This window comes from Cohnella massiliensis (assembly GCF_900169535.1).
GTDB classification, from domain to species: domain Bacteria; phylum Bacillota; class Bacilli; order Paenibacillales; family Paenibacillaceae; genus Cohnella; species Cohnella algarum.
The window spans coordinates 2,017,947-2,042,371 of sequence record NZ_LT821259.1 but is presented as its reverse complement, the minus strand read 5'-3'; the positions used below and the strand labels follow the sequence as shown (position 1 = coordinate 2,042,371).

The 24,425-nt window shown below is 57.3% G+C and carries 23 protein-coding genes and 1 other annotated feature; of the genes, 9 read left to right on the top strand and 14 right to left on the bottom strand.

The genetic code is table 11. From position 1 onward, the window contains the following. Positions 1 to 78: 78 nt before the first annotated feature. From B7E11_RS23230 to B7E11_RS23215, 4 genes are all read right to left on the bottom strand, one after another. Positions 79 to 1,908, bottom strand: a complete 1,830-nt coding sequence (locus B7E11_RS23230; protein ID WP_080839311.1) for an ABC transporter ATP-binding protein — start codon at positions 1,906 to 1,908, stop codon at positions 79 to 81. Next, positions 1,892 to 3,664, bottom strand: coding sequence for an ABC transporter ATP-binding protein (locus B7E11_RS23225; RefSeq protein WP_080840957.1), 1,773 nt, complete (start codon positions 3,662 to 3,664; stop codon positions 1,892 to 1,894). Before B7E11_RS23225 ends, B7E11_RS23230 begins: the two co-directional genes overlap by 17 nt. Positions 3,665 to 3,921: 257 nt before the next feature. After that, positions 3,922 to 4,251 carry an AzlD domain-containing protein gene (locus B7E11_RS23220; RefSeq protein ID WP_080839309.1) on the bottom strand — a complete coding sequence of 110 codons (330 nt, stop codon included), beginning with the start codon at positions 4,249 to 4,251 and terminating at the stop codon, positions 3,922 to 3,924. Then, entirely contained in the window at positions 4,242 to 4,973 is a 732-nt protein-coding gene (locus B7E11_RS23215) for an AzlC family ABC transporter permease (protein WP_080839307.1), read from the bottom strand. Before B7E11_RS23215 ends, B7E11_RS23220 begins: the two co-directional genes overlap by 10 nt. 162 nt (positions 4,974 to 5,135) lie before the next feature. On the opposite strand from B7E11_RS23215, the gene B7E11_RS29175 reads away from it, so the two are divergent. Further along, positions 5,136 to 5,372: a hypothetical protein gene (locus tag B7E11_RS29175; RefSeq protein WP_139787290.1), complete on the top strand. Its 237-nt coding sequence runs from the start codon at positions 5,136 to 5,138 to the stop codon at positions 5,370 to 5,372. Between the two features lie 168 nt (positions 5,373 to 5,540). Here the strand turns inward: B7E11_RS29175 and gndA are convergent, their stop codons facing one another. From gndA to zwf, 4 genes are read right to left on the bottom strand one after another with little or no spacing between them, the layout of a single operon-like run. After that, positions 5,541 to 6,956: an NADP-dependent phosphogluconate dehydrogenase gene (gndA, locus tag B7E11_RS23205; protein WP_080839303.1), complete on the bottom strand. Its 1,416-nt coding sequence runs from the start codon at positions 6,954 to 6,956 to the stop codon at positions 5,541 to 5,543. A gap of 49 nt (positions 6,957 to 7,005) precedes the next feature. After that, positions 7,006 to 7,671 (bottom strand): fructose-6-phosphate aldolase, encoded by a 666-nt coding sequence (fsa, locus tag B7E11_RS23200; RefSeq protein WP_080839301.1) that lies wholly within the window; start codon positions 7,669 to 7,671, stop codon positions 7,006 to 7,008. 33 nt (positions 7,672 to 7,704) lie between these two features. Further along, positions 7,705 to 9,696 carry a transketolase gene (gene tkt, locus B7E11_RS23195; protein WP_080839300.1) on the bottom strand — a complete coding sequence of 664 codons (1,992 nt, stop codon included), beginning with the start codon at positions 9,694 to 9,696 and terminating at the stop codon, positions 7,705 to 7,707. Continuing rightward, positions 9,674 to 11,200 carry a glucose-6-phosphate dehydrogenase gene (gene zwf, locus B7E11_RS23190; RefSeq protein WP_080839298.1) on the bottom strand — a complete coding sequence of 509 codons (1,527 nt, stop codon included), beginning with the start codon at positions 11,198 to 11,200 and terminating at the stop codon, positions 9,674 to 9,676. Before zwf ends, tkt begins: the two co-directional genes overlap by 23 nt. A 113-nt stretch (positions 11,201 to 11,313) precedes the next feature. On the opposite strand from zwf, the gene B7E11_RS23185 reads away from it, so the two are divergent. The 3 genes from B7E11_RS23185 to B7E11_RS23175 all read left to right on the top strand — a co-directional run bounded on the left by B7E11_RS23185 (position 11,314) and on the right by B7E11_RS23175 (position 14,010). Beyond that, complete coding sequence (locus B7E11_RS23185) at positions 11,314 to 12,192, top strand: LysR family transcriptional regulator (protein ID WP_080839296.1); 879 nt, start codon at positions 11,314 to 11,316, stop codon at positions 12,190 to 12,192. Positions 12,193 to 12,328: 136 nt separating this feature from the next. Next, a complete protein-coding gene (locus tag B7E11_RS23180; protein ID WP_080839294.1) occupies positions 12,329 to 12,853 on the top strand; it encodes an RNA polymerase sigma factor in 525 nt (174 codons plus the stop codon). Beyond that, on the top strand, positions 12,850 to 14,010 hold the full coding sequence (locus tag B7E11_RS23175) for a hypothetical protein (protein WP_080839292.1): 1,161 nt from the start codon (positions 12,850 to 12,852) through the stop codon (positions 14,008 to 14,010). Before B7E11_RS23180 ends, B7E11_RS23175 begins: the two co-directional genes overlap by 4 nt. Positions 14,011 to 14,176: 166 nt before the next feature. On the opposite strand, the gene B7E11_RS23170 is transcribed toward B7E11_RS23175, so the two are convergent. After that, complete coding sequence (locus B7E11_RS23170; RefSeq protein WP_080839290.1) at positions 14,177 to 14,641, bottom strand: hypothetical protein; 465 nt, start codon at positions 14,639 to 14,641, stop codon at positions 14,177 to 14,179. 149 nt (positions 14,642 to 14,790) lie between these two features. Between B7E11_RS23170 and B7E11_RS23165 the strand changes: the two genes are divergently transcribed. Further along, entirely contained in the window at positions 14,791 to 15,195 is a 405-nt protein-coding gene (locus B7E11_RS23165; RefSeq protein WP_080839288.1) for a VOC family protein, read from the top strand. 167 nt (positions 15,196 to 15,362) lie between these two features. Here B7E11_RS23165 and asd read toward each other — a convergent pair whose 3' ends face one another. The 3 genes from asd to B7E11_RS23150 form a co-directional block, all read right to left on the bottom strand. After that, positions 15,363 to 16,448 (bottom strand): aspartate-semialdehyde dehydrogenase, encoded by a 1,086-nt coding sequence (gene asd, locus B7E11_RS23160; RefSeq protein ID WP_080839286.1) that lies wholly within the window; start codon positions 16,446 to 16,448, stop codon positions 15,363 to 15,365. Positions 16,449 to 16,562: 114 nt separating this feature from the next. Beyond that, positions 16,563 to 16,824: a binding site (T-box leader), on the bottom strand. Positions 16,825 to 16,887: 63 nt separating this feature from the next. Then, positions 16,888 to 17,565 carry a serine/threonine protein kinase gene (locus B7E11_RS23155; protein ID WP_080839284.1) on the bottom strand — a complete coding sequence of 226 codons (678 nt, stop codon included), beginning with the start codon at positions 17,563 to 17,565 and terminating at the stop codon, positions 16,888 to 16,890. Between the two features lie 119 nt (positions 17,566 to 17,684). Beyond that, positions 17,685 to 18,539 carry a manganese catalase family protein gene (locus B7E11_RS23150; RefSeq protein WP_080839282.1) on the bottom strand — a complete coding sequence of 285 codons (855 nt, stop codon included), beginning with the start codon at positions 18,537 to 18,539 and terminating at the stop codon, positions 17,685 to 17,687. 195 nt (positions 18,540 to 18,734) lie between these two features. Between B7E11_RS23150 and B7E11_RS23145 the strand changes: the two genes are divergently transcribed. Beyond that, the gene (locus tag B7E11_RS23145) at positions 18,735 to 19,265 is read left to right on the top strand and encodes a DUF3231 family protein (protein ID WP_080839281.1); all 531 of its coding nucleotides are present in this window, start codon (positions 18,735 to 18,737) and stop codon (positions 19,263 to 19,265) included. A gap of 33 nt (positions 19,266 to 19,298) precedes the next feature. Here B7E11_RS23145 and B7E11_RS23140 read toward each other — a convergent pair whose 3' ends face one another. Further along, entirely contained in the window at positions 19,299 to 20,789 is a 1,491-nt protein-coding gene (locus B7E11_RS23140; protein WP_080839279.1) for a protein adenylyltransferase SelO, read from the bottom strand. A 151-nt stretch (positions 20,790 to 20,940) separates the two neighbouring features. Between B7E11_RS23140 and B7E11_RS23135 the strand changes: the two genes are divergently transcribed. Together B7E11_RS23135 and B7E11_RS23130 are read left to right on the top strand one after the other, a co-directional pair. Then, a complete protein-coding gene (locus B7E11_RS23135; protein ID WP_080840955.1) occupies positions 20,941 to 21,648 on the top strand; it encodes a DUF421 domain-containing protein in 708 nt (235 codons plus the stop codon). A gap of 100 nt (positions 21,649 to 21,748) precedes the next feature. Continuing rightward, positions 21,749 to 22,237: a hypothetical protein gene (locus B7E11_RS23130; RefSeq protein WP_080839277.1), complete on the top strand. Its 489-nt coding sequence runs from the start codon at positions 21,749 to 21,751 to the stop codon at positions 22,235 to 22,237. Between the two features lie 82 nt (positions 22,238 to 22,319). Here B7E11_RS23130 and B7E11_RS23125 read toward each other — a convergent pair whose 3' ends face one another. Then, a complete protein-coding gene (locus B7E11_RS23125; protein ID WP_080839275.1) occupies positions 22,320 to 23,309 on the bottom strand; it encodes an aldo/keto reductase in 990 nt (329 codons plus the stop codon). Between the two features lie 165 nt (positions 23,310 to 23,474). Between B7E11_RS23125 and corA the strand changes: the two genes are divergently transcribed. Further along, positions 23,475 to 24,425: a magnesium/cobalt transporter CorA gene (corA, locus tag B7E11_RS23120; RefSeq protein WP_080839273.1), complete on the top strand. Its 951-nt coding sequence runs from the start codon at positions 23,475 to 23,477 to the stop codon at positions 24,423 to 24,425.

Below are 24,425 nucleotides of genomic sequence, written 5' to 3'. Positions count from 1 at the left end.
CTCCGACGGGCCGGCCCGCCTTTTTGTCCGAACGCCCGTTTGGTTCGGCCTTCTCCGTCGGATTTCCCGCGGTCCGTTTCACCCCGCTCCGACCTTCTCCTGCCGGCCCTGGGAATGCTTATACAGCTCCTCGTAAATGCCGCCCCGCTTCAGCAGATCTTCGTGCGTCCCCTGCTCCGCGATCCGGCCTTTGCTCATGACGAGAATCCGGTCCGCTCCCATGATCGTGGACAGCCGGTGGGCGATGACCAGTGTCGTCCGGCCGACGGATACGCGCTCGAGCGCGTGCTGCACGAGCTGCTCCGTGTGCGAGTCCAGATTGGCCGTCGCCTCGTCCAGGATCAAAATTTTCGGCGCGTACAGAATGATGCGCGCGAAGGAGATGAGCTGCCGTTCGCCGGCGGACAGGCCGCTTCCCCGCTCCGACAGCTTCGTGTCGTAACCGTCCTTCATCTTCCGAATGACGGAGTCGGCGCCGATAAACTCGCAAGCGCGAACGACGTCCTCGCGCGAAAACCTTTCGTCGAACATCCGCACGTTGTCGAGCACCGTGCCGGAATACAAATACGGCTCCTGCTGCACAAGGCCGACCATCCGGTGCAGATCGCGCTGGGCCAGCCCGCGGATGTCGTGACCGTCGATCCGGACGCTGCCTTCGTTCACGTCGTAGAACCGGCACAGCAGGCTGATCATCGAGCTTTTGCCGGCGCCCGTCGTGCCGACGATGCCGATCATTTCGCCGGGACGAATATGCAGATCCAGCTCCTTGATGACCGGCGCTCCTCCGGGATAGGCGAACGTGACGCGATCGAAATCGATCTTTCCGGCGACATTGCCGATCTCGACTTTCGTCGGGACGGGCAAATCCCTGATTTCCGGCTGGATGGCGAAGATGTTCCAAATCCGGTTGATGGCGACGGTCGCGGATTGCAGCGTATTCCACTGCTGCGTGATGTTGTTGATCGGCTGGAAAAACATGCGGATATAGGTGATAAAAGCGTAAAGCACGCCGAACTCCAACGACCGGCCGAGCACGGCTTCCCCGCCGAGCCAAGTGACGAAGGCGATCGCCAAATTGTTCAACACTTCGTACGAGCGGTTGAAGAGCACGCTCGTGCGAATTTCCCGGACGTTCGCTTGGAAATACGAATCGTTTCGTTCGCGGAATTGCTTTTTTTGCTCCTTTTGCTGATGAAACACCTGGATCAGGTTCATGCCGGCCAGATTTTCGGCCACGAATGCGATCATTCGCGACAAGCGGGTCCGCGCCAGCTGATACGTCTTGCGCATATACGTCCGGAAGGCGACGGCGATGCCCGCGATGACCGGCAGAATAAGCAGGCAGTACAGCGTCAGCGTGGCATCCAGCTGAAACATCAGCGCCAGGATGAACAGCAGCGTAAGCCCGTCCCGGAACAGGCTGAGCAAGACCTGGTTGAAAAACTGGTTGATCGCCTCCGTATCGCTGGACACGTGCGTGATGAGGCTTCCGCTCGGGTTGCGGTCGAAGTAGGACATGGACAGCTTCGAAATATGCTCGAACAGCCGCTTGCGGATGCTGGCGACGATGCTTTGCCCCGCCTTTTGAAGCAGATTGTTTTGCAAGTAGGCGAAAAAAAAGGCCGAAAGCGACAGCGCGAAATAAATGCCGCAAATGACGAGCAGGCTCCGGTAATCGTTTTTCCCCGCCATCAAATTGTCGTCGATCGCGATTTTGACCAAATACGGCTGCATAAGCTCCGCCATGATCGCGATCAGCGTGCAGGCGATAAAACCGGCGAACGTCCGGCGATGTTCCCCGATATACCCGGATAAGGCGCGGAACGTGGAAATGTACTTCGGTTTTTCTTTGGGCTCGTTGAGATCGGCCTTCCGGTCCGTCTGCCAATTGTTAATTGCCTGTGCCATGCAGCCGCGTCCCCTCTTCCTGTATGTCATGGAGCGTCCGGTACAAGCCTTCCTTCGCCAGCAGCGCCGCGTGCGTCCCCCGCTGGACGATCGCGCCTTCGTCCAGCACGACAATCTCGTCGGCATGCTTCAGCGCGCTGATCCGGTGGGCGATCATGATCGTCGTCTTGCCTTTGCGGATCGCGCGGATCGTTTCCATGATTTCCGTCTCCGTCACGGCGTCGACCGCGCTGACGCTGTCGTCCAGGATGAGGATCGGCGCGTTTTTGATGATGCCGCGGGCCAGACTCGTGCGCTGCCGCTGGCCGCCGGAAAGCGTCACGCCGCGCTCGCCGAGCTTCGTCTCGAATTTGTCCGGAAATTCGACGATGTTATCGTACACCCTCGCTTGCTTCGCCGCGCGCTCGATGTCTTTCAGGTCGGAATCCCGCTTGTAAAACGCGATGTTTTCCCGAATGGTGGAGCTGAACAGGAAGCCGTCCTGCGGGACGTAGGCGATCCCTTCTCTCAGACTTTCGAGCGTCAGCTCCCGTACGTCCCGCTCGCCGTAGAAGACCGTTCCCGCCGGCGGATCGTACGTTCGCAGCAGCAGCTTCATCAGCGTCGATTTCCCGCTTCCGGTACGCCCCACGATGCCGAGCGTCGCGCCGGGCGGCACGGACAGCGAAATATTCCGCAGCGCCTGGCGGCTGCTTCCGCCGTCCTCCCCTTCTTCATAGGAGAACGACAGATCGCGAACCCGGATGCCCGAATCCGCGAAGTCGACGGCGACGGCATCGTCCGCTTCCCGAATTTCCGGCTTGCGGCTCAGCAGCTCGTTCAGCCGGTCGAGCGACGCGCGAGCCCGTTGAACGACGTTGATGACGTTGCCGATCTGCTGCAGCGGATTCATCAGCATCCGGATATACAGCGTAAGGGCGACAAAGCTCCCCAGCGAAATGCGCCCGGCGATCGTCAAATAGCCTCCGAACGCGAGCGCGACGATGAGGGAAGCCGCGCCGAGAAACGGGATCAGCGCCTGAAACAGGGCAGACACGCGCACCAGCTTGAGCTGGCGTTCGCGAATGCGGTCGACCGTCGCGCCGAACCGTTTTCGCATCGTCTCTTCCACCGCGAATTTCTTCGTGACGCGAATGCCGCCGAACTGTTCCTCGGCCGTCTCCGTCATCGTGCCGATCGCTTCCTGCACCTTCAGGGAACGCTTGCGGATTTTCGGTCCGACGATGACGACGATTACGGGAATCAGGAGAAGCGGAATCATGCAGGCCGCGACCAAATAGAACGGCACATCGCTGACCAGCAGCATGACGATCGTCGAAACGAGAAGAATCGAAGCTCCCGCCGTCTGGTTCACGCCCATCGAAATCGATTCCCGGACCGCCGTCACGTCGTTCATAAAGTAGCTGAGCAGCTTGCCGACCCCGTTGCGGGAATAAAAGCGCTCGCCGAGCTCCGTAAAATGGGCGTAAAGCCTTCGCCTGTTCATATACTCGAAAAATCGCCCCGTATACATGACCAAATATTGCGCCAGGCCGCCGATCAGAGCAAAGCCGACGCCGATGCCCAACAGCGTCCAGCTGTAGCGGGCAACGTCGCCGGCAGATAACAAACCGTCCTTCAACTCGTCGGTGAAATGGCCGAGCACGCGGGGAAATTGAACATTCAACACGTTGGCAACCGCATGCAGCGCGATCGACACGAGGTAGTAGGCCCAAGTTTTGCGGAAAAAATCGCGTAAAATCCGTTGTGAGTCCAAAACGCGCATCACTCCCCCGAACGAAATTGCGGACCGATTGAAAGCCCTTTACTCCCAACCATGACAATAAATTCTTTTGCGGGAACTGTAAAGTCTCCTCTCCCCGCATAATCGCGCAAAGCGGCCCCGGAAAGGCGAACCTCTTCGTCCTTTCATCCGCATGCTCAGTTTTTCGATCCATCGGCGCGGCGATGGCCCAGCGGGTTAAAAGGACCGATTCCATTGCCTCCTCTCCCTCCGCATCGTCATTGCCTCTTTTAACCCAATAACGCCCGCAGCAGCATCATCGAAATCATCCCGGCGACAACCGTCGCCAACAAGCTTCGCGTCAGCAAGGCGACCGCGATCGTCGGCAAAGCGGCGTACAGCTCCGGTCCGGGAGGGAACAGGGCCGGCTTCCCGTTTTCCAGGAACAGCTCCTGCCCGACCAAGGCCGCCATGACGGCGATCGGGACATATTTCAGCCAGGTCATCCCCCAATCGGGGATCCGGATGCGGCTTAGCAAAACGAGCGGGACGATTCTCGGAATAAACGTGACAATGGACGCCCCTGCGATCATGAGAAACACTTCCCATCTTATTTCCATTTTTCCACCGCCATTCCGATCGTTGAGGCTATGAGCGCAGCTATGATCACGCCGACGTTAGCCGAAAATGCCATGCTTGCTCCTGCGACAATGAGGATCGCGCTTACGGCGACGATCAAATCGATCGCGAGGTTTTTCCGGCTTGTCAACTGCAGGACCAACAACCCGATAAACATGGCGGACAAAGCAAAATCCAGCCCGAACTTTTCCGGATTTGCGATCCATCGCCCCAGAAAAGCTCCGGCCAACGTGGCCGCGATCCAATTCAGGTAAGCCGTCAGGTTCAGCCCGTGCATCCAACGCTCGCCGATCCGATTCGCGTCGGTCGCCCTTTGGATCGCGACTCCGAAGGTTTCGTCCGTGAGCAGCGCGCCGATCAGCATATTTTTCGCGGGAGTCAAATGCCGGAAATACGGCGACAACGCCGCGCTAAGCAGCAGGTGGCGAAGGTTGACGATGAATACCGTGAACACGATGACGGCTATGGAGCCGTTTGCCGCAACCATTCCGGCCGCGATAAATTGCGCCGATCCGGCATAAATCATAACGGACATTAGCGCGATCTCCGCGATGCCAAGACCCGATGTTTTGCCGACGACGCCGGCGGCGAACCCGATGCTCAAGTAACCCAACAAAGTAGGAAGACAATCTTTTGCGCCTTGAAGGAAGCTGTCCCTTCCGATTTCCTCGGCCTTTCCCGCCGAAGGATGGTTCTCCTGCATCGATGCGATTCCTTTCCGACGTTCTGGTGCGGTTTCTATTGTAAGAAGTTTGCGTTTTTTCGGCAACCGCGCGCCCTTTCGCGTTTGCGCGTTTCTCCCGATCGATGGTATGATTTAGCCTTGCACGATCTATTCTTTTATCCGAAAGGCGGCGATCCGACCGTGAGTCCGCGCATCGAGCTGTACGACGCTTCGAATTTCGGTTTTCCCGATTACGCCGTCGCGTTCCGCTCGCTGAATCCGGCTCTGAACGGCGGGGAACTTGAGCGGCTGCGTTCGCGGAAATGCCTTCTCGTTCCCAGCAGGCAAATCTATTTATCAAGCGAAATCGCGGCGCTTTCGCCGAGCTGGAATATACGGCGGTTTACGTCCGGCATTTGCCGCTGCGCCGGCGCCTGAGCTGGTCGGCGCTCGAAAAGCTGCTCGTCAAAGCCGGCGTGCCGCTCCTGCGAAAATACAAGCTTTAATCCGTTCCCGAACCGGAACCAGCCGAAATCGAACCGGGCACGGAAACAAACCACCCCCAAGACCGCTTGTCCCGGGGGTGATCATCCATTGCGCTAACTTTTATTCATTCTCGATCCATTGGAAATGGAAGCTGCCCTTCCGGTCGAGCCGCTCGAACGTATGCGCGCCGAAATAGTCGCGCTGCGCCTGCAGCAGGTTCGCCGGCAGCCGCTCCGTACGGTAGCTGTCATAGTACGCCAAGGCGGCGGCGAATGCCGGTACGGGAATGCCTCTCGTCACGGCGACCGAAATGACGTTTCTCCAGGCGTCCTGATAATCGCTCACGATGCCGCTGAAGTATTCGTCCAGGAGCAGGTTCTGCAGCTCCGGATCGCGGTCGTAGGCGTCCTTGATGTTTTGCAGGAACCTCGCGCGAATGATGCAGCCTCCGCGGAAAATCATCGCGATGTTGCCGTAGTTCAGGTTCCAGCCGTAGGCGTCGGACGCGGCCCGCATTTGTGCGAAGCCTTGCGCGTACGAGGCGATTTTGCTGGCGTACAGCGCTTTGCGGACGGCTTCGATAAAGTCCTGCCGATTTCCTTCGAAGCTCGCCGCCTTCGGTCCGGACAGCTTCTTGCTTGCCGCGACGCGCTCTTCCTTCATCGCGGAGATGAAGCGGGCGAATACGGATTCGGTGATAATGGAGAGCGGAACGCCCAAATCGAGGGCGCTTTGGCTCGTCCATTTTCCGGTTCCCTTTTGCCCCGCCGAGTCCAGGATGACGTCCACCATCGGCTTGCCCGTATCCGGGTCCGTCTTCGAGAAGATGTCCGCCGTGATTTCGATCAGATAGCTGTCGAGCTCGCCCTTGTTCCACTCGGTGAAAATTTCGTGCAGCTCGCTCGTGCTCAGGCCCAGCACATCTTTGAGCAAGTGGTACGCTTCGCCGATCAGCTGCATGTCGCCGTATTCGATGCCGTTGTGCACCATCTTGACGTAGTGCCCGGCGCCGTCTTCGCCGATGTAGGTCGAGCACGGATCGCCGTTCACCTTCGCCGAAATCGCGGTCAAAATCGGCTCGACGAGCTCATACGCGCTCTTCTGTCCGCCCGGCATGATCGCGGGACCGCGCAGCGCTCCCTCTTCGCCGCCGGATACGCCCGCCCCGATGAAGCGGAAGCCTTTCTCCTGCAGCTCTTTGTTGCGTCTTTGCGTATCCGGGAAGTACGCGTTGCCGCCGTCGATCAGGATGTCGCCCGGATCGAGGTAAGGCACGAGCTGGTTGATCGTGTCGTCCGTCGGCTGGCCGGCTTTGACCATGATCAGGATTTTGCGGGGCGTCTCGAGCGCCTGGACGAACTCTTCGACGCTGTACGTGCCGACGAAATTTTTCCCCTTCGCTTCTTCCAGCAGTTCGTTCGTCTTTTCCGGCGAACGGTTGTACACCGCCACGGAGAAGCCTTTGCTTTCGATGTTCAGGGCGAGGTTTTTGCCCATGACGGCAAGCCCTACCACGCCGATTTGCTGCTTGCTCATTGTCTCCCCTGCCTCCTATGCTTGTTTTCTCTGTTAGTTGAACAGCTTCTTATTGAACGGCCTTTTTCCAGTCGGCCGCGAATTTTTCGAGCCCTTGATCCGTAAGCGGGTGCTTCGAGAGCTGTTCGATGACGGAAAACGGAACGGTGGCGATATGCGCGCCGGCGAGCGCTACGCGGGTGACGTGATCCGGGTGGCGAACGGAAGCGGCGATAATTTGCGTATCCAGGTTATGAACGCGGAACAGTTCGGCTACGCGGGCGACGAGCTGCACGCCGTCTTCCGAAATGTCGTCCAGGCGGCCAAGGAACGGCGATACGTACGTAGCGCCGGCGCGGGCGGCCAGCAGCGCCTGGTTGACCGTAAAGATGAGCGTGACGTTCGTCTTGACGCCTTTTTTGGTCAAGTAGCGGCAGGCTTCGAGTCCGGCGAGCGTCATCGGGAGCTTGATCGTGATGTTTTTGTCGTTGTTGTTGATTTTGATCAGTTCGTTCGCTTGCGCGATCATGTCTTCCGCGGTCAGCGCGTCGGGCGTCACTTCGGCGGAAACCGATTCGACCTCCGGCACTTCCTTCAAAATCTCCTCGATGCGGTCCTCGAATTTGACGCCTTCCTTCGCCACCAGCGAAGGATTCGTCGTTACGCCGGACAATACGCCGATTTTGTACGCCTTTTTGATGTCTGCCAGGTTGGCGGAGTCAATAAAAAATTTCATTTTTCATGCCCTCCAATATATGGTTTGATTTTATTATAGCAATTCTTTGGCCAAGCTAACGACGTTGGCGACAGAGAAGCCGAAATATTCCATGACCGCGCCTCCCGGGCCGGATGCGCCGAACGTGTCGATCGACAGCACCTTTCCGCCCGGTCCCGCGTAGCGGTCCCAGCCGAGCGAAATGCCGGCTTCGATGGCGATCCGTTTCGTTGCGGAATCCGGCAGCACGCTTTGCTTGTAGGCTTCGGACTGGCGATCGAACAGCTCGCGGCTCGGCATGGCGACGACGCGTACGGAAACGTTATCCTTCTCGAGCTCCGCCTTGGCGTTCACGGCCAGGGACACTTCCGAGCCGGTCGCGATCAGAATGACGTCCGGTTGCCCGTTCGTTTCCGTCAGCACATAGCCGCCGTTGGCGACCTGGTCGCGGTTCGCTTTCGTTTGTTCGTAAACCGGCAGGTTTTGCCGGCTCAGAATGAGCGCGACCGGACCTTCCTTCTGCGTAAGCGCGTAAGCCCAGGCGCTCGCCGTCTCGTTGGCGTCGGACGGCCGGATGACCGTAAGTCCAGGAATCGTGCGGAGCGCGGCCAAATGCTCGACGGGCTCGTGCGTCGGACCGTCTTCCCCGACGGCGATCGAGTCGTGAGTGAACACGTAGACGACCGGCAGCTTCTGCAGCGCGGCAAGCCGGATCGAAGGCCGCAAGTAGTCGCTGAACACGAAGAACGTACTGACGAACGGGTTGACGCCGCCATGCAGCGCCATGCCGTTGCCGGCCGCGCCCATCGCATGTTCGCGGACGCCGAAGTAGACGTTGCGTCCGGCATAGGATTGGACGGCGAACGTGCTCTCTCCCTTGATGTCGGTCATCGTCGAGTGGGAAAGGTCGGCGCTTCCTCCGAAGATGGAAGGAACGGACTTGACGAAATGATTGATCGCTTCGCCGCTCGCGACGCGGGTCGAAATGCTTTTCGAGGTGTCGAATGTCAGGATGTCGGCCGTTTCGATCTTGACGTCCCCGGCGATCGCCGCCGCGAGTTCCTTGCCCTGCGACGGGTACTTGGCGGAATAGGCGGCGAACAGCTTGTTCCACTCTTCTTCCTTGGCTGCACCCTGCTGCTTCAGGCGGTCGAAATGCGCCCGGACTTCGCTCGGCACGGTGAACTCTTCCTCGTAAGGCCAGCCGTACACTTCCTTGGTCGCTTTGGCTTCCTCTTTGCCGAGCGGATTGCCGTGCACTTTGTTCGTGCCGGCCGCTTTGCTGCCGTATCCGATGATCGTGCGGACTTCGATGATCGTCGGCCGTTCCTTATTTTGCTTCGCGGCCGCGATCGCATTCGAGATCGCCGCGATATCGTTCCCGTCTTCGACCCGCAAGTAATGCCAATTTGCGGATTCGGCCCGTTTTTGCACGTTTTCGCTGAAGCTGAGGTTCAGCTCGCCGTCCAGCGAAATGTCGTTGGAATCGTACAGCACGATCAGCTTGTCGAGCTTCATATGGCCCGCCATCGACATCGCCTCGTAGGAGATGCCCTCCATCAGGCAGCCGTCGCCGACAAGCGCGTACGTATAATGATCGACGACCGGGAAGCCGTCCTGGTTGAATTTCGAAGCGAGATGAGCTTCGGCCATCGCCATCCCGACCGCCATGGCGATCCCCTGCCCCAGCGGACCCGTCGTGGCGTCGACGCCATCCGTATGCCCGTATTCGGGATGTCCCGGCGTGCGGCTGTTCAGCTTGCGGAACTGCTTCAGATCCTCGATCGAAACCTGGTACCCGAACAGGTGGAGAAGGCTGTACAGCAAAGCGGAACCGTGGCCCGCGGACAGAACGAACCGGTCGCGGTTGAACCATTTGGCATTGCCCGGATTGTGCTTCAAATGTTCGGACCAAAGGCTGTAAGCCATCGGGGCCGCGCCCATCGGCAGGCCCGGATGTCCGGAATTGGCGGCGTTGATGGCGTCGATCGACAGCGTGCGGATCGTATCGATCGCGAATTGATCAATGGTTTGCGTGGTAGGCATAGCGTTCTCCTTCGTTCGTTTCGGATTTTGGTTGCGGTTTGTCGTCAAACCACCAGCGGTTGCCGTCTTGGGCGAGAAGCTCGTCGGCCTCGGCGGGGCCGTAGCTGCCCGCTTCGTAAAGGCGAAGCGGCACGAGATTTTCTTCGAAGGCGTCCAGCACCGGTTGAACCCACTGCCACGACAGTTCGACCTCGTCCCAATGCGCGAAGAACGTGGAGTCGCCGTTCAATGCGTCTCCGATCAAGTTCTCGTAGGCTTCGGGAGAGTTCGCCTGGCTCGCGTGAAGGTCGACGTGGATCGGCTTGAACCCGCCGTTCGCCCCCGGCTCCTTCTCGTTGAGCTGCAGCGTAATGCCTTCGTTCGGCCCGATCTCGATGACGAGAAGATTGGGCGAAACGCCGTCTTCTTTTTTCGATCGGGCTTGTTGGACCGGTTCCTTGAACTCGACCACGATTCGCGTCGACTTCTCTTTCATCCGTTTCCCCGTCCGGATATAGAAAGGAACGCCTCGCCAGTCGTTGTTGTCGATTTGCAGCCGCGCGGCGATGAACGTATCGTTCAGGGATGAAGCCGCGATGCCCGGTTCGGACGTGTAGCCGGCGACCGGCTTGCCCGCGATGCTCCCCGCGGCGTATTGTCCGCGAACGAGGTGGGCGGCGACTTCCTCTTTCGGCACGGGGCGGAGCGCCTCCATCACTCTCTTTTTCTTGAAGCGCACCTTCTCGGAGCTGCTGTCGTGCGGAAGGTGAATCGCCGCCATCATGAGCAGCTGCAGCATATGATTTTGAAACATGTCCCGTACGGCGCCCACATGATCGTAATATCCCGCCCGTTCCTCGACGCCGACCGTTTCGTTGGCCGTAATCTGCACGTTTGAAATGTAGCGGTTGGTCCACAGCGCCTGGATGACCGGATTCGCCTGCTGAAGCGATTCGAGCCGCTGAACGACCGGCTTGCCGAGATAGTGGTCGATGCGGTAAATTTCTTCTTCCGCGAACGATTGGCTCAAATTCCGATTCAAATCCCGAGCCGATTGCAAATCGTGGCCGAACGGCTTCTCGATGACGAGACGTTTCCAGCCGCTCGTCGAGCCGAGTCCGCTGCTTTGGATGTTGGCGGCGATCGGTTCGAAAAATTCCGGTCCGACGGACAGATAGAACAAACGGTTTTGCGGCATGCCCAGCTCTTCTTCCCGTTGCTCCACGAGCGCCAGCAGCTTTTTGTAATCTTCTTCGCGGCCGATGTCCAGCACGCAGTACCGGAACGCCCGCAAAAAACGGTTCAGCGTATCGGCGTTGTCCGCTTTGCGGCGGGAAAAACGCTCGAGGGATTGCGCGACGCTCGTTTGGAAAAACTCGTCGGTCCATTCCCTTCTTCCGAGACCGACGACGGAGAACGTTTCCGGCAGCTTGCCGTCGACGAACAAATTATAAAGGGCGGGGTAAATTTTCCGTTTGGCCAAATCCCCGGTCGCCCCGAACAGTACGAAAGTAGTCGGTTCCATCCATCTTCACCTTCCTATCCCGAGATGCTGGTTTTTTTTTGTATTTTCACTATAATACAAATAACAGCCATACAAGTAATTAATATATTTCACAGGAGCTATAGACCACATTTATGGGAAACAACTACGAACTATATAAAGTGTTTTATTGGGCGGCGAAAACGGGAAGCTTGTCCCAGGCGGCCAAAGCGTTGTATTTGACCCAGCCGAGCGTCAGCCACGCGATCAAACAGCTGGAGGAAAGCTTCGGCGTCGCGTTGTTCTACCGCAATTCCAAAGGCGTCGAACTGACGCAGGAAGGCGCCGTCCTGTACTCCTATATCGAGCAGTCGCAAATTCTGATCACGCTCGCCGAGGAAAAAATGGCCGCCCTCAAAAACCTGGAGAGCGGCGAGCTGCGCATCGGCGGAAGCGACTCGTTGTTCAAGCATTATCTGCTTCCATATTTGGAAAGCTTTCACGAAAACCACCCTGGCGTCAAGCTGCATCTGCATCACGGCACGACGCCGGAGGTCATCACCTTCCTGAAAGAAGGCCGGATCGATCTGGGCGTCGTTCGCATGCCGATCATCGACCCTCAGCTCGACGTGAGGGAAAGCTTTCAACTGCAGGATTGCTTCGTCGCGGGGGCCCATTACGCCGAACTGAAGGACACGGTGCTGACGCTCGACATGCTGCTTCAGCATCCGATCATCCTGTTTTCCCGGAACAGCCGCGCCCGGATGACGATCACGGAAATTTTCCAAAGCTACGGGTATTCGATCAAGCCGGAGATCGAGGTCGGAAGCGTCGATTTGTTGATCGAGCTTGCGCGCAGAGGTCTCGGCATCTCTTACGTGACGCGGGAATTCGTGTCGAAGGAACTGGAGGAAGGCTCGCTGTTCGAAGTGAAATTGAACGTGCCGCTGCCTCCCTCCCACGTCGGGATTTTAACGATGCGGAACATGCCGCTCTCCAGCGCGGCAAGAGCTTTTGTCAAATTAGTTCAATGAGGTGCCGAACGCTGACCGAATAAACGCGACCTCTCCGATACGATCCTTCCTCTCGCGATTTGCGCCAAGCCCGCGAACCGATTCCCCGCCTCGTGACAATATAGAGATGAATGGCCATTCGGGAAGGAGAAGCGACTTGGATATTGATGAGTTGATCGAGCTTGTGGAGCTGCACGGCAAGTCGATTTACGGTTTTTGCCGCAAGCTGACGGGAAACAAAGAGGATGCGGACGATTTGTATCAGGAAACCTTTCTTAAGGCTGTGGAGCTGCGTCACAAGATAGATGCATCCCGCAATCCCAAAGCTTTTCTCATTTCGATCGCCATTCGGCTGCACAAAAATCATCGCCGCAAGCTTTCCTGGAGGCAAAAAATCGCCCCCGCTGCCGAGCTTGGCGATGCGGCCGACAAGATCGCTTCGTTCGCGAGCGAAACGACGCCGGAAGATGCCGTGCTGTCGCTTGAACAGCGCGCCATGCTTCAGGACGCCGCTCGCCGGCTGGACGACAAGCTGAAGCTTCCTCTTTACATGTACTACACGGCGGAAATGACCGTCGAGGAGATTTCTTCGGCGCTGAGAATTCCGCCGGGAACGGTAAAGAGCAGGCTGCACAAAGCCCGCAATACCATGAGAGAAGTATTGGAGGTCGATTCCCCGTGAAGGACGCGGATTGGGAACGAATGCTCAGCCAAGCCCTGGCTCCCGCAGCGGAGCCCGAAGAAGAGTTGAATCAAAGCATCATCCGACAATTACAAGAGCGCGGGCGGAGCAAGCCGAATGCCAAGAAAAGGTTATCCGCAGGTCTATTGGCTGCCGTATTGCTGCTCGTCCTGTCCGTTTCCGCTTATGCGGCGACTCGGCTCTTCAGCGCCGGGCAGGTTGCCGAGATGTTTGGCGATCGGCTGCTGGCGGATGCGTTTGAAAGCAAAGACGCTGTTCGGATCGAACGATCCATGGCTTCCGGAGACTACCATTTTACGCTGCACGGTCTCGTAACGGGGGCAGGTCTTTCCGAATTCAAGCATTTGTCGGAGGATCTCTACCCTGACCGGACCTATGCGGTCGTCTCCATAACCCGACAGGACGGCAAACCGATGCCGGATACCGACGATCCCGAATACGGCAAAGATCCGTTCTTCATTTCGCCGTTGGTTAAAGGCCTGAAGCCGTGGGAGGCGAACATCTTCTCGATGAACGGCGGATACAGCGAGGACGTGTTGGATGGCGTCATGTACAGACTTATTTCGTTAGACGAAGTGGAAATGTTCGCAGACAGAGGGGTGTATTTGGCGATCAGCAGCGGCTCCGCGTTTTACAGCAGCGAAGCGTTCCGCTATGACGAAAAAACGGGGGAAATCCACGCCAGAGAAGACTATCCCGGCGCTTCGCTGCTGTTCGAGCTCCCTCTCGATGCGGCAAAAGCGGACCGCGATAAAGCCGACGCTTATTTGGATTCGTTGTCGTCTCCATCGTCTTCGCATGATTCGGGAACTGAGGAAGAGTGGATAAAATGGATGCAAGAGCTGCGGGCCAAAATCCGCGACGGCGAGACGATCGGGCAGACCGTGCCCGGATCCGTAAAAGAAATGACCTACGACGATTCCGGAAAGATCGCGTATGCGTTTGGCGAACGAAGCGTCACGATGTCTCCCGAAGACTTGTTCGAGGAAGGCCAAATCGGATTCTCGGATAGACGGCTTCCCATCAGCGGAGGAATTGACAATACCTATGAGGCGGTGCTGTTTCACAGGGACGAAAACGGCGTGATAACCGGCAGAATCGTGATTTTGGGCGAAGGCTCGATCCCTGAATTTTAATTGACGCTGATTGTCGCGCAACTGATTGCCTTTCCCCCAAAATAGCCGGATCCCTCCATTCATCGTGCTCTAAGTCCGGGGTGCATGGTTGAATGGGAGGGATTCCGGTTATTTTTTTGCGAGATGCCCGGGCAAAAATTCTCTTGCCGCCTTCGGCTTGCGAAGCCTAATACCGGCTTCTCCTGCGGAAAAGCCGTACGACGAAATAAATGACGGCAATCCACAACGCGATGCTGATCAACGAAAGGAACGGAGCGCCGAGCGAAAATCCGGCAAACGGGTTAAACAGCCCGCCCAAAATCGTTCCCAACGCCAACCCGCCGAACAGCCCGCCGAAAAAGCCGCCGAAGCCGGTGCGCGGGGCCGGAGCCGGGGTCGTCCCCGTACGCGGCGGGTTTCGCGTCGCGTTGTCCGGCGTCGTGCGCCTCGGATTTCCGACTCCCGGATTGTAGCCGGTCCGAGGAGAACGGAAACTCCCCCCTCTTCGGTAAGGCTGTATCGTCGAATCGGAAATCGCCGAGTCCGTAAGCTCCGAACCGTGCCGAAGGACATGGGCTTCTCCGTAACCGACGCCTGCGGACAAGCCGGACATCAACGTCATCGCCATCAGCGCCACCAGCAGCTTCCTCATCTGTTCGCGTACACCTCCACCGGTAGCTTGCCCCTTTCGGGACGGAACATTCGGCTTCGATTCCGCAATCCGTAAGAAACGATGCGATCGCGTCTTTGATACACTGGGTTTATAAAAACGTCCAATTCCAGTTGAAAGGGTGTTCGATCATGGGCATTTTGAAGCCTTACATCATTTCGGAGGATGCGAGAGCGCAGGCCGATTTCTATTTGCGCTCGCTCGGCGGCGAGATCGTATCCGTCATTACGCACGGCGAAGCGATGGGAGCGGAAAACGAATTCAGGGACAAAGTGATGCACATGTGCCTGTCCGTTGCCGGCAGCAACTACATTTTCATGGCGGATGCGGTCGAGCCGTTCGCTCATGGGACCGGTCTTTATCTCTCGATCGAATACAAAACGGCGGCCGAAGCCGGCGAAGCGTTCGCAAAGCTGGCGGAAGGCGGCAAAGTGAAATATCCGTTCGAGCTGCAGCCGTTCGGCCTGTACTTAGGCGAGGCTACCGACCGGTACGGCGTGTCGTGGATGATTACCTCCGAGCCGAAAACGGAATAAGCCGATACGGTCCCGGTTCATGGCGGGCTGCGGTGGATATTGTCAATGAAAACCCGTTATTTCGCGATACTTTCTTGCTTTTGCGTAGCTGAGAAAGTTCAAAAAATCCCGAACGCAAGATGCGGCTCGGGATTTTTGGCGCTTTACGCGCCTTTCAATAATGCGGTTTATTTCGCCTGAATATAGCCTTCCGCCTTCAGCAGCTCGGCGATCAGAACCGCGCCGCCGGCCGCGCCGCGCAGCGTATTGTGCGAGAGGCCTACGAATTTGTAATCGTAGATGGAATCCTCGCGCAACCGGCCCGTCGAAACGCCCATGCCGCGCTCGATGTCGCGATCGAGCTTCGTTTGCGGCCGGTTCTCTTCCTCGAAATACGTGATGAACTGCTTCGGGGCGCTGGGCAGCCCCAGCTCCTGCGGCCGTCCTTTGAACTGTCGCCAGCGCGCGAGAATGTCTTCCTTCGAAGGCTTGTTCTCGAACGAAACGAAGACGGCGGCCATGTGCCCGTCCGTGACCGGGACGCGGATGCATTGCGTCGTAATGAGCGGCGAGTTCGCCTTGACGATTTCCCCGCCGTTCACGCTTCCCCAGATGCGCAGCGGCTCCTGTTCGCTTTTCTCTTCTTCGCCGCCGATATACGGGATGACATTGTCCAGCATTTCCGGCCAGTCGGCAAAGTTTTTGCCGGCTCCGGAAATCGCCTGGTACGTCGTGGCGACCACTTTCGTCGGCTTGTAATCGAGCAGCGCGTGAAGGGCCGGCACATAGCTTTGAATGGAGCAGTTCGGCTTGACGGCGATAAAGCCGGTCGAAGTGCCGAGCCGCCTTCTTTGGGCGGCAATGACGTCGAGGTGTCCCGGATTGATTTCCGGAATGACCATCGGCACGTCGGGCGTCCAGCGGTGAGCCGAGTTGTTGGAGACGACGGGCGTCCCGGTTTTGGCGTAGGCTTCCTCGAGCGCCTGAATCTCATTCTTTTTCATATCGACCGCGCAAAAAATAAAATCGACCCCGGAGGCGACCTCCTCCACCTTCGACGCGTCCTGAACGACGATCTTTTTGACGTCTTCCGGGATCGGAGTGCTCAGCTTCCATCTTCCCTGCACGGATTCCTCGTACGTTTTGCCCGCCGAGCCGGCGCTCGCCGCGATCGCCGCCACTTCAAACCAAGGGTGCTGATCGAGGAGCTGGACGAACCGCTGGCCGACCATGCCCGTACCTCCGACAATTCCGACCTTCAATTTTTCCCCCATATGCTATTCCTCCTGAAATCCGGTTTATTTCCCATGTCTTCTTCTATACCGTATGTTACTTGCGCCGCGATTTCCTTGGCAACAATAAAAAAATCCCACCCCCAAGACATTGGTCTCAGGGACGAGATTGGTTTCCCGCGGTACCACCCCAGATTCGCCGATACGTCGCCGCATCGGCCTCTTCGGGTACGGCATAACGTCGCCATGCTTATACCCTAGCTCTGTAACAGGAGCTCCTGTCGCACCATCCCCCGCTCTCGGGTTCCGATGCGCTGCTCGGAGGCTTTCTTCAATAAACGATTCTTTGCTCCTTTTCAGCTGCCGGAGCTCTCTGGGAAAGATTTCGCTTATCTACTCTTCTCTTCATCGCATTTCATATTGCGAATATAATATCAAATAATGACTGCGAGGTAAACCTCATTTCGCCATTTTTTACGGATTATTTCCGCAAAAACAACCGTTTGATCCGCTCCGCGAAATCCTGCAGGTTTCCGTTCGCCGGATCGAGGCGGTAATAGCCGTTTTTCACCGCTTCCAGCACCCAAAGCGGCAGCTTCTTTCCCTCCAGCAGCGGATAGACGTTGTCATATGCCCAAACGAGATGCTCCCATCGCTTGTCGTTTCCGTCCTTGACGTACTCGGATACGTCGAGCACTTTGCCGCGGCCGTCCTGGAGCAGCACGTTTTTCAAGTGGATGTCCCGCGGGTTGAGGCCCTTCTCCCGAACAAACGCTCTCGCCGCTTCGACGTCCTCGATCGCCTGCCGGGGGACCGGCACTCCGTAAAGCAAGCAGTCGTACAGCGTCAATCCGCTTTCGCGGCTGATCGCGACGTAACGCTCTCCCGCCCCGTAAAAGACGGGAAAATACGGGCTGCCGGCCAAGACCCGATACACCTCGATCTCCGCTTGCTTTTTGGGCAAAGCCTCCGCCGCATAGAGCTTGTAGGCAAAGGTCGGCATAGGCTCATAGACGAATACGGCGGCATCGGTTCCCACCCCGATGCACTGCAGGTCGTCGGACTCGCCTTCGATCGTGACCGGATCGTTCTCCCCGTTCTTGAACACTTCCATGCAATCCAGGGCGGTTTCGGCTTGCCTCCATCTCTCTTCGTTCATGAGCCACCTCGTTCGGTTCATTGCCGGATTCAGTACGATCGTACCACACTCCGGCTCAAATTGACACGGGCGGGCCCCATCGAAAAGCTGCCGGAAAACCGGCAGCCGATCGGTATCGTTTATCGGTTCAAATCGCGAATTCCCGGGCTGTGCTCGTTCGGCATTTCCGGCAGCTCCGGCACGGGAAATCCGGCCGGCGGTTCGGTAACCGCCATATTCCCGCCGTTGCGGCTGGGCGTTTCTCCTTGAATCACTTGGGCGATCAGGGTCGGGTCCAACCTGTAGTTGAACTGGACGTTATGGTAGCCGAGGTCGACGAACTTGCGGCATTCGGGATACTTGTTAATATCGTAATTCGGGATCGGGAACACGTTCCCCCACTCGACCCCCAGCGTTTCGAGCGCTTTGGCAAATACGTTCTGATGCGCGTTGTCGCGAACGATGAGAAAACCGAGCGTTTCGCGGAACGTTTTGTTCGTGCTCATCTCGTATATTCTCGTTTTTTGGAGAACTCCGGTCGACTCGAGAATGACGTTGTTCAGCATGTCGGCGATCAAATTTCCGTGACTGTAAACCCAGGATCCGTTCCACGGATACCCGCTGGCGTCGACCGGAAGCGATGCTTGCGCTCCGATGATGAAATGGTGGGGATTGGCGTGCTTGACCGCTTCGTCAAGGGGCGCGCCATCCGTACCCGAAGCGCCCGGCACGGGGTTTCCCGATCCGGTAAGCAGCTGGTTGATCGTATTCTGCACGAGCTCGACATGCGCGATTTCCTCAAGAAACACGCCCCGAAGCAAGTCGCGGAACTTTTTGTCCTTCCCTCTGAAGTTGGAGCTCTGGAAAAAATATTGCATCATCGTCCGCATTTCGCCGAACTGGCCGCCGAGCGTTTCCTGCAGCACTTTGGCCGCGGCCGGATCCGGATGATCGGGAACGATGATGTTGATCAATTCCTCTTTGTAATAGTACATCGTCAACACTCCTCGCGTAGTTGGAAACTGTGTTTACCTTTTCCGAATGACGCTTGGTTATGACGAATTCGGGCAAGTATCATTTTCCACACATAGCGTCGATGAAACTGGGACAAAAAAATGGGGTGAACGGTTCGACGCGCTCGATTCGGCAGCGAAACCCTTCAACGATCAGAAAAACGAGGAGCGAATCAGATGGGGATCTTAAGCGGCAACCCGAAGGACGAGCCGTTGCACTATGGAGAGGCGCACCAAATTTGGCAATTCTCCATGGCGGCGAAAGGGTGCGTTTCGTCTTACCGGGCGCTGAGCTATCATGCCGGCGATAAGGAATTGAAAGAAATTATCGGCGACGCGATCAACCAGGCCGAGCTGGAAGCGAGCGAATGCGACCGTATTTTGACCGCCAACGGCATCGCCCCGAGCCCGGGACTTCCCGACCGGCCGGAGGCGGCGCTGGAAGACATCCCGATCGGCGCCCGGTTTGGCGATATGGAAATCGCCCCGAAGCTCGCCGCGGACACGGCGGCCGGCCTTGTCGCCTGCAGCCAAATCATGGGCATGTCCATCCGCGAGGACGTCGGGGCGCTGTTCGCCAAGTACCACGCCACGAAAGCGGCGCTTGGGTTGAAAATTCTCCGGCTCAGCAAAAAGAAAGGCTGGCTCGTTCCGCCTCCCCTGCAGGTGAAACGGCCCGAAAACGAGCGCGAAGCCGTGCCGAATTAACCCTCAAAGAAAAAACGTCGGCGCAGCTTCGGCTCAAGTCCCGCAAAACGTCCGATAAGGCACGTTCGACGGCTCGGGCGGCGAACCAAACTCCGCCTGTTCGGGAGCGTGCGCGAACGGATCCGCAAGAGCGTCCAGAAGCCGCTGCATGACGCTGTAATCTCCGCGCTCCGCCGCGGCTTCGAGCGCCTCTTCGACCCGGTGGTTGCGCGGAATAACGGCCGGGTTGCTTTCGCGCATCAACCGATGCGCGGCATCCTTCGATTCCGGCTGCCGGCCCAGCCTTTCCCTCCACCGCTCCAGCCACGGGGCGAAATCCGCGTCTTTGCTCAAGGCCGATTTTTCCGTTTGATCGAATGTAAGCGAAAGGAACGTATTCGTGTAGTCGGCCCCGTTTTTTTGCATCATGCCGAGCAAGTCTTCGACAAGGTCTTCGTCTTGCGGCTCCTCGTTAAAAATCCCCAGCTTCGCTCTCATTCCGGCAAGCCAATGGCGCTTAAACGTTTCGAAATAATGCGACAGCGCCTCCTCGGCGATTTTGACGGCTTCGTCCTCGTCGTCGTGCAGCAGCGGAAGGAGCGATTCGGCAAATCTCGCAAGGTTCCATCCGGCGATGCGCGGCTGATTTCCGTACGCATAGCGGCCGTGAACGTCGATCGAGCTGAACACCGTCGCCGGATCGTAAGCATCCATGAAGGCGCAAGGGCCGTAGTCTATCGTTTCGCCGCTGACGGCCATATTGTCGGTGTTCATGACTCCGTGAATAAATCCGACGAGCTGCCATTTGGCAATCAGGTCGGCTTGCCGCCCGATCATCTTGCGCAGCAGGCAAAGATAGCGGTTTTCTCCGGCTTCCTCCGCCTCGTTTTCAACTTCCGGGTAATGCCTCTGAAGCGCATAGTCGGCCAGCGCCCGAAGCTCCGCCGCGGTTCCGAATTGCGCGGCGAATTGAAAGGTGCCCACGCGCAAATGGCTGGCGGCCACCCGGGTCGGGACGGCTCCGGGAAGCTCGGTTTCGCGGTAGACCGGCTCGCCCGTCGTCACCACCGCCAGGCTTCGCGTGGTCGGAATCCCCAGCGCGTGCATCGCTTCGCTGATGATATATTCGCGCAGCATCGGGCCGAGCGCCGCTCTGCCGTCGCCGCCGCGCGAGTACGGCGTTCGCCCGGAGCCCTTGAGCTGGATGTCGAACCGCTCCCCTTGCGGGGCGATCTGTTCGCCCAGCAGCAGGGCGCGGCCGTCCCCCAGCATGTTAAAATGCCCGAACTGATGTCCCGCGTAAGCCTGAGCCAGAGGCATGGCGCCTTCGGGAACCCGGTTGCCGGCATGCACGGCCACGCCTTCATCGCTTTCGAGCGCTTGGGCGTTCAGACCCAGCGACTCGGCCAGCGGCCGGTTCAGAATGGCCAGCTTGGGCGAACGAACGGGATCCGGTGCCTGTCTCGTAAAAAAGAGCTCCGGCAGTCGCGCGTAACTGTTATCGAAGTGCCATCCGGCATCGACCATGGCTTTTTTCTCCTTCATCGTGTCACCTTTTTCCTTCGTTTCATAAAGGCATTGCCCCTTGTAGGGTTTGCCAGCGCATCATTATTATACCCTTCCTCCGGTATAAAGGATGGAAAATGCGGGAAATTAAATCTAAAAAATTCGGATGGATGGCGGAGGGATGAACGCGTTGGATTTTTTCGAAAGTCAGCCGTCGCTCACGAACATGGAATGGGTTTTGAGAGGCATCGTCAGCTTCGTTTTTTTGCTTCTTGTTTCCAAAGCGATGGGGCAGCGTTCCATTTCGCAGCTGCGATTTCTCGATTTCATCATCGCTCTTACCCTAGGCAACATTATCGCCCACCCGCTTTCGGACGAGGAGTTGGAGCTGAAAGGATCGATGATCACAACCGTCGTCCTGATCGTACTCTATGTCGCGGCAACCTGGCTCGGTCTCAAATGGCCGTTGTTCAAGCGGTTTTTGGACCCGTCTCCTCTTACGCTCGTTCAAAACGGGAACATCCGCTTCCGGAACCTGTCCAAGGCGCGAATCTCCGTCGAGTTTTTGTTTTCGGAACTGAGAAAAGAAAAGGCGGAAGACATTCAAAAAGTGTCCCTGGCCGTTTGGGAGCCGGGCGGAACGATATCCGTTTTCAAGGATACGCCGTACCAGCCGGTCACGCCGGCGGATATGAAAGTCCAAACGCAGCCGTTCGAGATCACAAGGCCGATCGTCGTCGACGGGAAAATCGACCTGTCGCTGCTTCGCGAAATCGGGAAAGACGTTCCTTGGCTGCAAACCCAGATCGCTTCTTTTCACGTGCCTTTAAGCCAAATCAAATTGGCCACCGTGACGGGCGACAATAAAATTCGGGTTTTCCGCGACAAGCGGGTTTGAACCGGATCGCGCGAAATGCGTCCGTACAATCACACAAACCTCTTGGTGAATACCCTAAAAGGATTCCGTTTGGAACAATACGTTTAAAGGGTGTGTTTGTGTGGGAAAATTCGTCGGAAAACGAAGTCCGGCCGGATTTCCGAGACGTACGCCGTCCGCCCGAATCGGGCAAAGCTTCGAATACCGCGATCCGAAGTACGGATTCAGCCTCAGGCTTCCCGGCTGGTGGAGGGATTACATTAGCTTAAGAAGGGATACCCGTTTGTCCGACGCCGAATACGCCGTGCATTTTCTTTTCAAATATCAGGGAAAAACGTACGGCGAAGCGCTAAGCTTGCTTGTATTCCGGATGACCCGAAAGCAATGGGTCGAGCTGGGGTATGAGGATTCGCCCTTTTTCTTCCTTGCCGAGCGAAACGGCCGAATTTTTGCCTACACGGTTCCGGGGGAGCTGCCGAGCGAATTTCTCAACGAAACGTTGGACGACTACGATTACGTAAAATACGGAAGACCGATCGGCCTGCTGGTGCGCATGGTCGAGAAGGACGTCCCGAATATCGTCAAAACGCTGCGTTTCGACTCCAAGTAATGCAAGCCGGACCGAACCGGGGAAAGAAAAAAGCTCCCCCATATGGAGAAGCTTCTGGACGCGAACGTCGCGAAACATTCGTTTATTCATAAGGCCGGGCAAACTTGGCGATGAAGCGGTTCGGGTATTCGGACGGAAGCGCGCTCGCCCCGTCGAGCCGGTTCCAGATGTCATCCGGCATCGTCCACCCCGCGGCCCCCATGTTTTCGGCGAACTGTTCCAGCGTGCTGGCGCCGAAAATCGGCGACGTGATCCCTTTTCGCTGAAGCAGCCATCGGAGCGCGACTTGCGCGGGGGTCTTGTCCAATTCCCTGGCAGCCGCTTGAACGGCTTCCAGCACGGCGAAATTGCGTTCGGTCGCCCGCACGCCCCACGAGCTTTCGCCGATTTTGGCCGTCAAGCGCCCCGCTGTCGGCTCTTCCCTCGTATAGCGTCCGGTCAGAAAACCGCCGCCCAGCGGTGCCCAAGGGATGACCCCGACATTTTCTTCGAGGCAGAGCGACATCATTTCCCTGTCCATTTCGCGGCTTACGAGGCTGTACTGCGGCTGAATGGAGACGAACCGGACATAGCGGTTGGCGTCGCTGCAGGCGAGCGATTTCATCAACTGCCAGGCGAAAAAGTTGGAGCAGCCAATATAGCGGACTTTGCCCGCCGTCACCAGGTCGTCGAGAGCGCGAAGCGTCTCTTCGATCGGCGTCAAATGATCCCACACGTGAACCTGATACAAATCTATGTAATCCGTTTGAAGGCGCCGCAGGCTTTCTTCGACGCTCTGCAGGATGTGCTTGCGCGAGACTCCGCCCCCGTTCGGATGGTCCGCCGTCACCATGCGGACTTTCGTTGCCAGCACGATTTCCGAGCGCATGTCTTTAATCGCCTTGCCCACGATCTCCTCCGAGCGTCCGGCCACGTACACGTTCGCCGTATCCAGAAAATTGCCGCCCTGATCCTTGAACTGATGAATCATCCGAATCGAATCGCTTTCGCTCGTCGTATTTCCGAACGTCATCGTCCCGAGGCAAAGCTCCGACACGGCCAAGCCGCTTCGTCCAAGCATTTTGATTTTCATCGTGGTAACCCTCCTTAGGTTTCGAGTGCCGCTTCTATTGTCGCACGTTCGTTGCCGTACGTCCAATGCCGGCAAATCGAAAAGCGGCGCAGGCGGCGCGAAACGTTTTTAACCCGGCGGCCCAAGGCCATACTGAAAATAAATCGATTCCTAAGGAAGGTTGCCGTGATTCGAACCTTTGCCGTTTTTTCCGACGAACGATCCGAAGCCGGATTGCCGCTCGCGGATTTGCGCCGCCCCGACATTTCATGGTATTGGGTCGACTTCAACGCGCCGACGGAAGAAGAGGCCCTGGAGCTGGAGCGATTTTTCCGCTTTCATCCGCTCGCGATCGAGGATTGTTATCACATCCTCCAAAGGCCGAAGCTGGATCACTACGACGACGTTCATTTTTTCGTCCTGCACGCCCTCGAAGAACCGAAATTAAAGGCACAGGAAGTCGACATGTTCGTTGGCGAAAACTTTCTCGTTACGTTCCATATGAAAACGCACGTCGAGGCTGATCTTGCCTGGCAGCGGATGACCGAGCAGCGCGACTTGCAGCCGAAGGGCCCGATTTACGCGATGTATCTGTTGATCGACAAGCTGGTCGACCAGTATTTTCCCGCCGTCCATCATATCGAGGACGATCTCCTGGAGATCGAGACTAACGGCAGCGCACGGAATATTCAGAGGCTGATGAACGACGTTTTCGAAATCCGGGCCAAGCTGCTGAAACTGCGCCGCACGATCGTGCCGATGCGCGATCTGCTGTACCGGATCATCAATTCCGACCGGATTCCCGGCCTCAAGGAACAGCAAGCGTACTTTGCCGATATTTACGATCACCTGCTGAAGCTTTCCGAGATGATCGAGTCGAACCGCGACATGACTGCCGACATGCGGGACAGCTACCTGTCGGTCAATTCGAACCGGATGAATACGATCATGAAGACGCTGACGGTCATTACGACGATCTTCATGCCGCTGACGTTCATCGCCGGCATTTACGGCATGAATTTCGACTTCATGCCCGAATTGAGGTGGCGCTGGGGCTACTTCGCCATCCTGGCCGTCATGTTCGGGATCGGCTTCGGGATGTACGGCTGGTTCCGCCGGAAAAAATGGTTCGATTAA

What these genes read in the sequence shown, in the direction of transcription:
- B7E11_RS23230 (WP_080839311.1), bottom strand. Translation starts at nt 1,908, where the DNA reads ATGGCACAGGCAATTAACAATTGGCAGACGGACCGGAAGGCCGATCTC.
- B7E11_RS23220 (WP_080839309.1), bottom strand. Translation starts at nt 4,251, where the DNA reads ATGGAAATAAGATGGGAAGTGTTTCTCATGATCGCAGGGGCGTCCATT.
- B7E11_RS23215 (WP_080839307.1), bottom strand. Translation starts at nt 4,973, where the DNA reads ATGCAGGAGAACCATCCTTCGGCGGGAAAGGCCGAGGAAATCGGAAGG.
- gndA (WP_080839303.1), bottom strand. Translation starts at nt 6,956, where the DNA reads ATGAGCAAGCAGCAAATCGGCGTGGTAGGGCTTGCCGTCATGGGCAAA.
- fsa (WP_080839301.1), bottom strand. Translation starts at nt 7,671, where the DNA reads ATGAAATTTTTTATTGACTCCGCCAACCTGGCAGACATCAAAAAGGCG.
- tkt (WP_080839300.1), bottom strand. Translation starts at nt 9,696, where the DNA reads ATGCCTACCACGCAAACCATTGATCAATTCGCGATCGATACGATCCGC.
- zwf (WP_080839298.1), bottom strand. Translation starts at nt 11,200, where the DNA reads ATGGAACCGACTACTTTCGTACTGTTCGGGGCGACCGGGGATTTGGCC.
- B7E11_RS23185 (WP_080839296.1), top strand. Translation starts at nt 11,314, where the DNA reads ATGGGAAACAACTACGAACTATATAAAGTGTTTTATTGGGCGGCGAAA.
- B7E11_RS23170 (WP_080839290.1), bottom strand. Translation starts at nt 14,641, where the DNA reads ATGAGGAAGCTGCTGGTGGCGCTGATGGCGATGACGTTGATGTCCGGC.
- B7E11_RS23165 (WP_080839288.1), top strand. Translation starts at nt 14,791, where the DNA reads ATGGGCATTTTGAAGCCTTACATCATTTCGGAGGATGCGAGAGCGCAG.
- asd (WP_080839286.1), bottom strand. Translation starts at nt 16,448, where the DNA reads ATGGGGGAAAAATTGAAGGTCGGAATTGTCGGAGGTACGGGCATGGTC.
- B7E11_RS23155 (WP_080839284.1), bottom strand. Translation starts at nt 17,565, where the DNA reads ATGAACGAAGAGAGATGGAGGCAAGCCGAAACCGCCCTGGATTGCATG.
- B7E11_RS23150 (WP_080839282.1), bottom strand. Translation starts at nt 18,539, where the DNA reads ATGTACTATTACAAAGAGGAATTGATCAACATCATCGTTCCCGATCAT.
- B7E11_RS23145 (WP_080839281.1), top strand. Translation starts at nt 18,735, where the DNA reads ATGGGGATCTTAAGCGGCAACCCGAAGGACGAGCCGTTGCACTATGGA.
- B7E11_RS23140 (WP_080839279.1), bottom strand. Translation starts at nt 20,789, where the DNA reads ATGAAGGAGAAAAAAGCCATGGTCGATGCCGGATGGCACTTCGATAAC.
- B7E11_RS23125 (WP_080839275.1), bottom strand. Translation starts at nt 23,309, where the DNA reads ATGAAAATCAAAATGCTTGGACGAAGCGGCTTGGCCGTGTCGGAGCTT.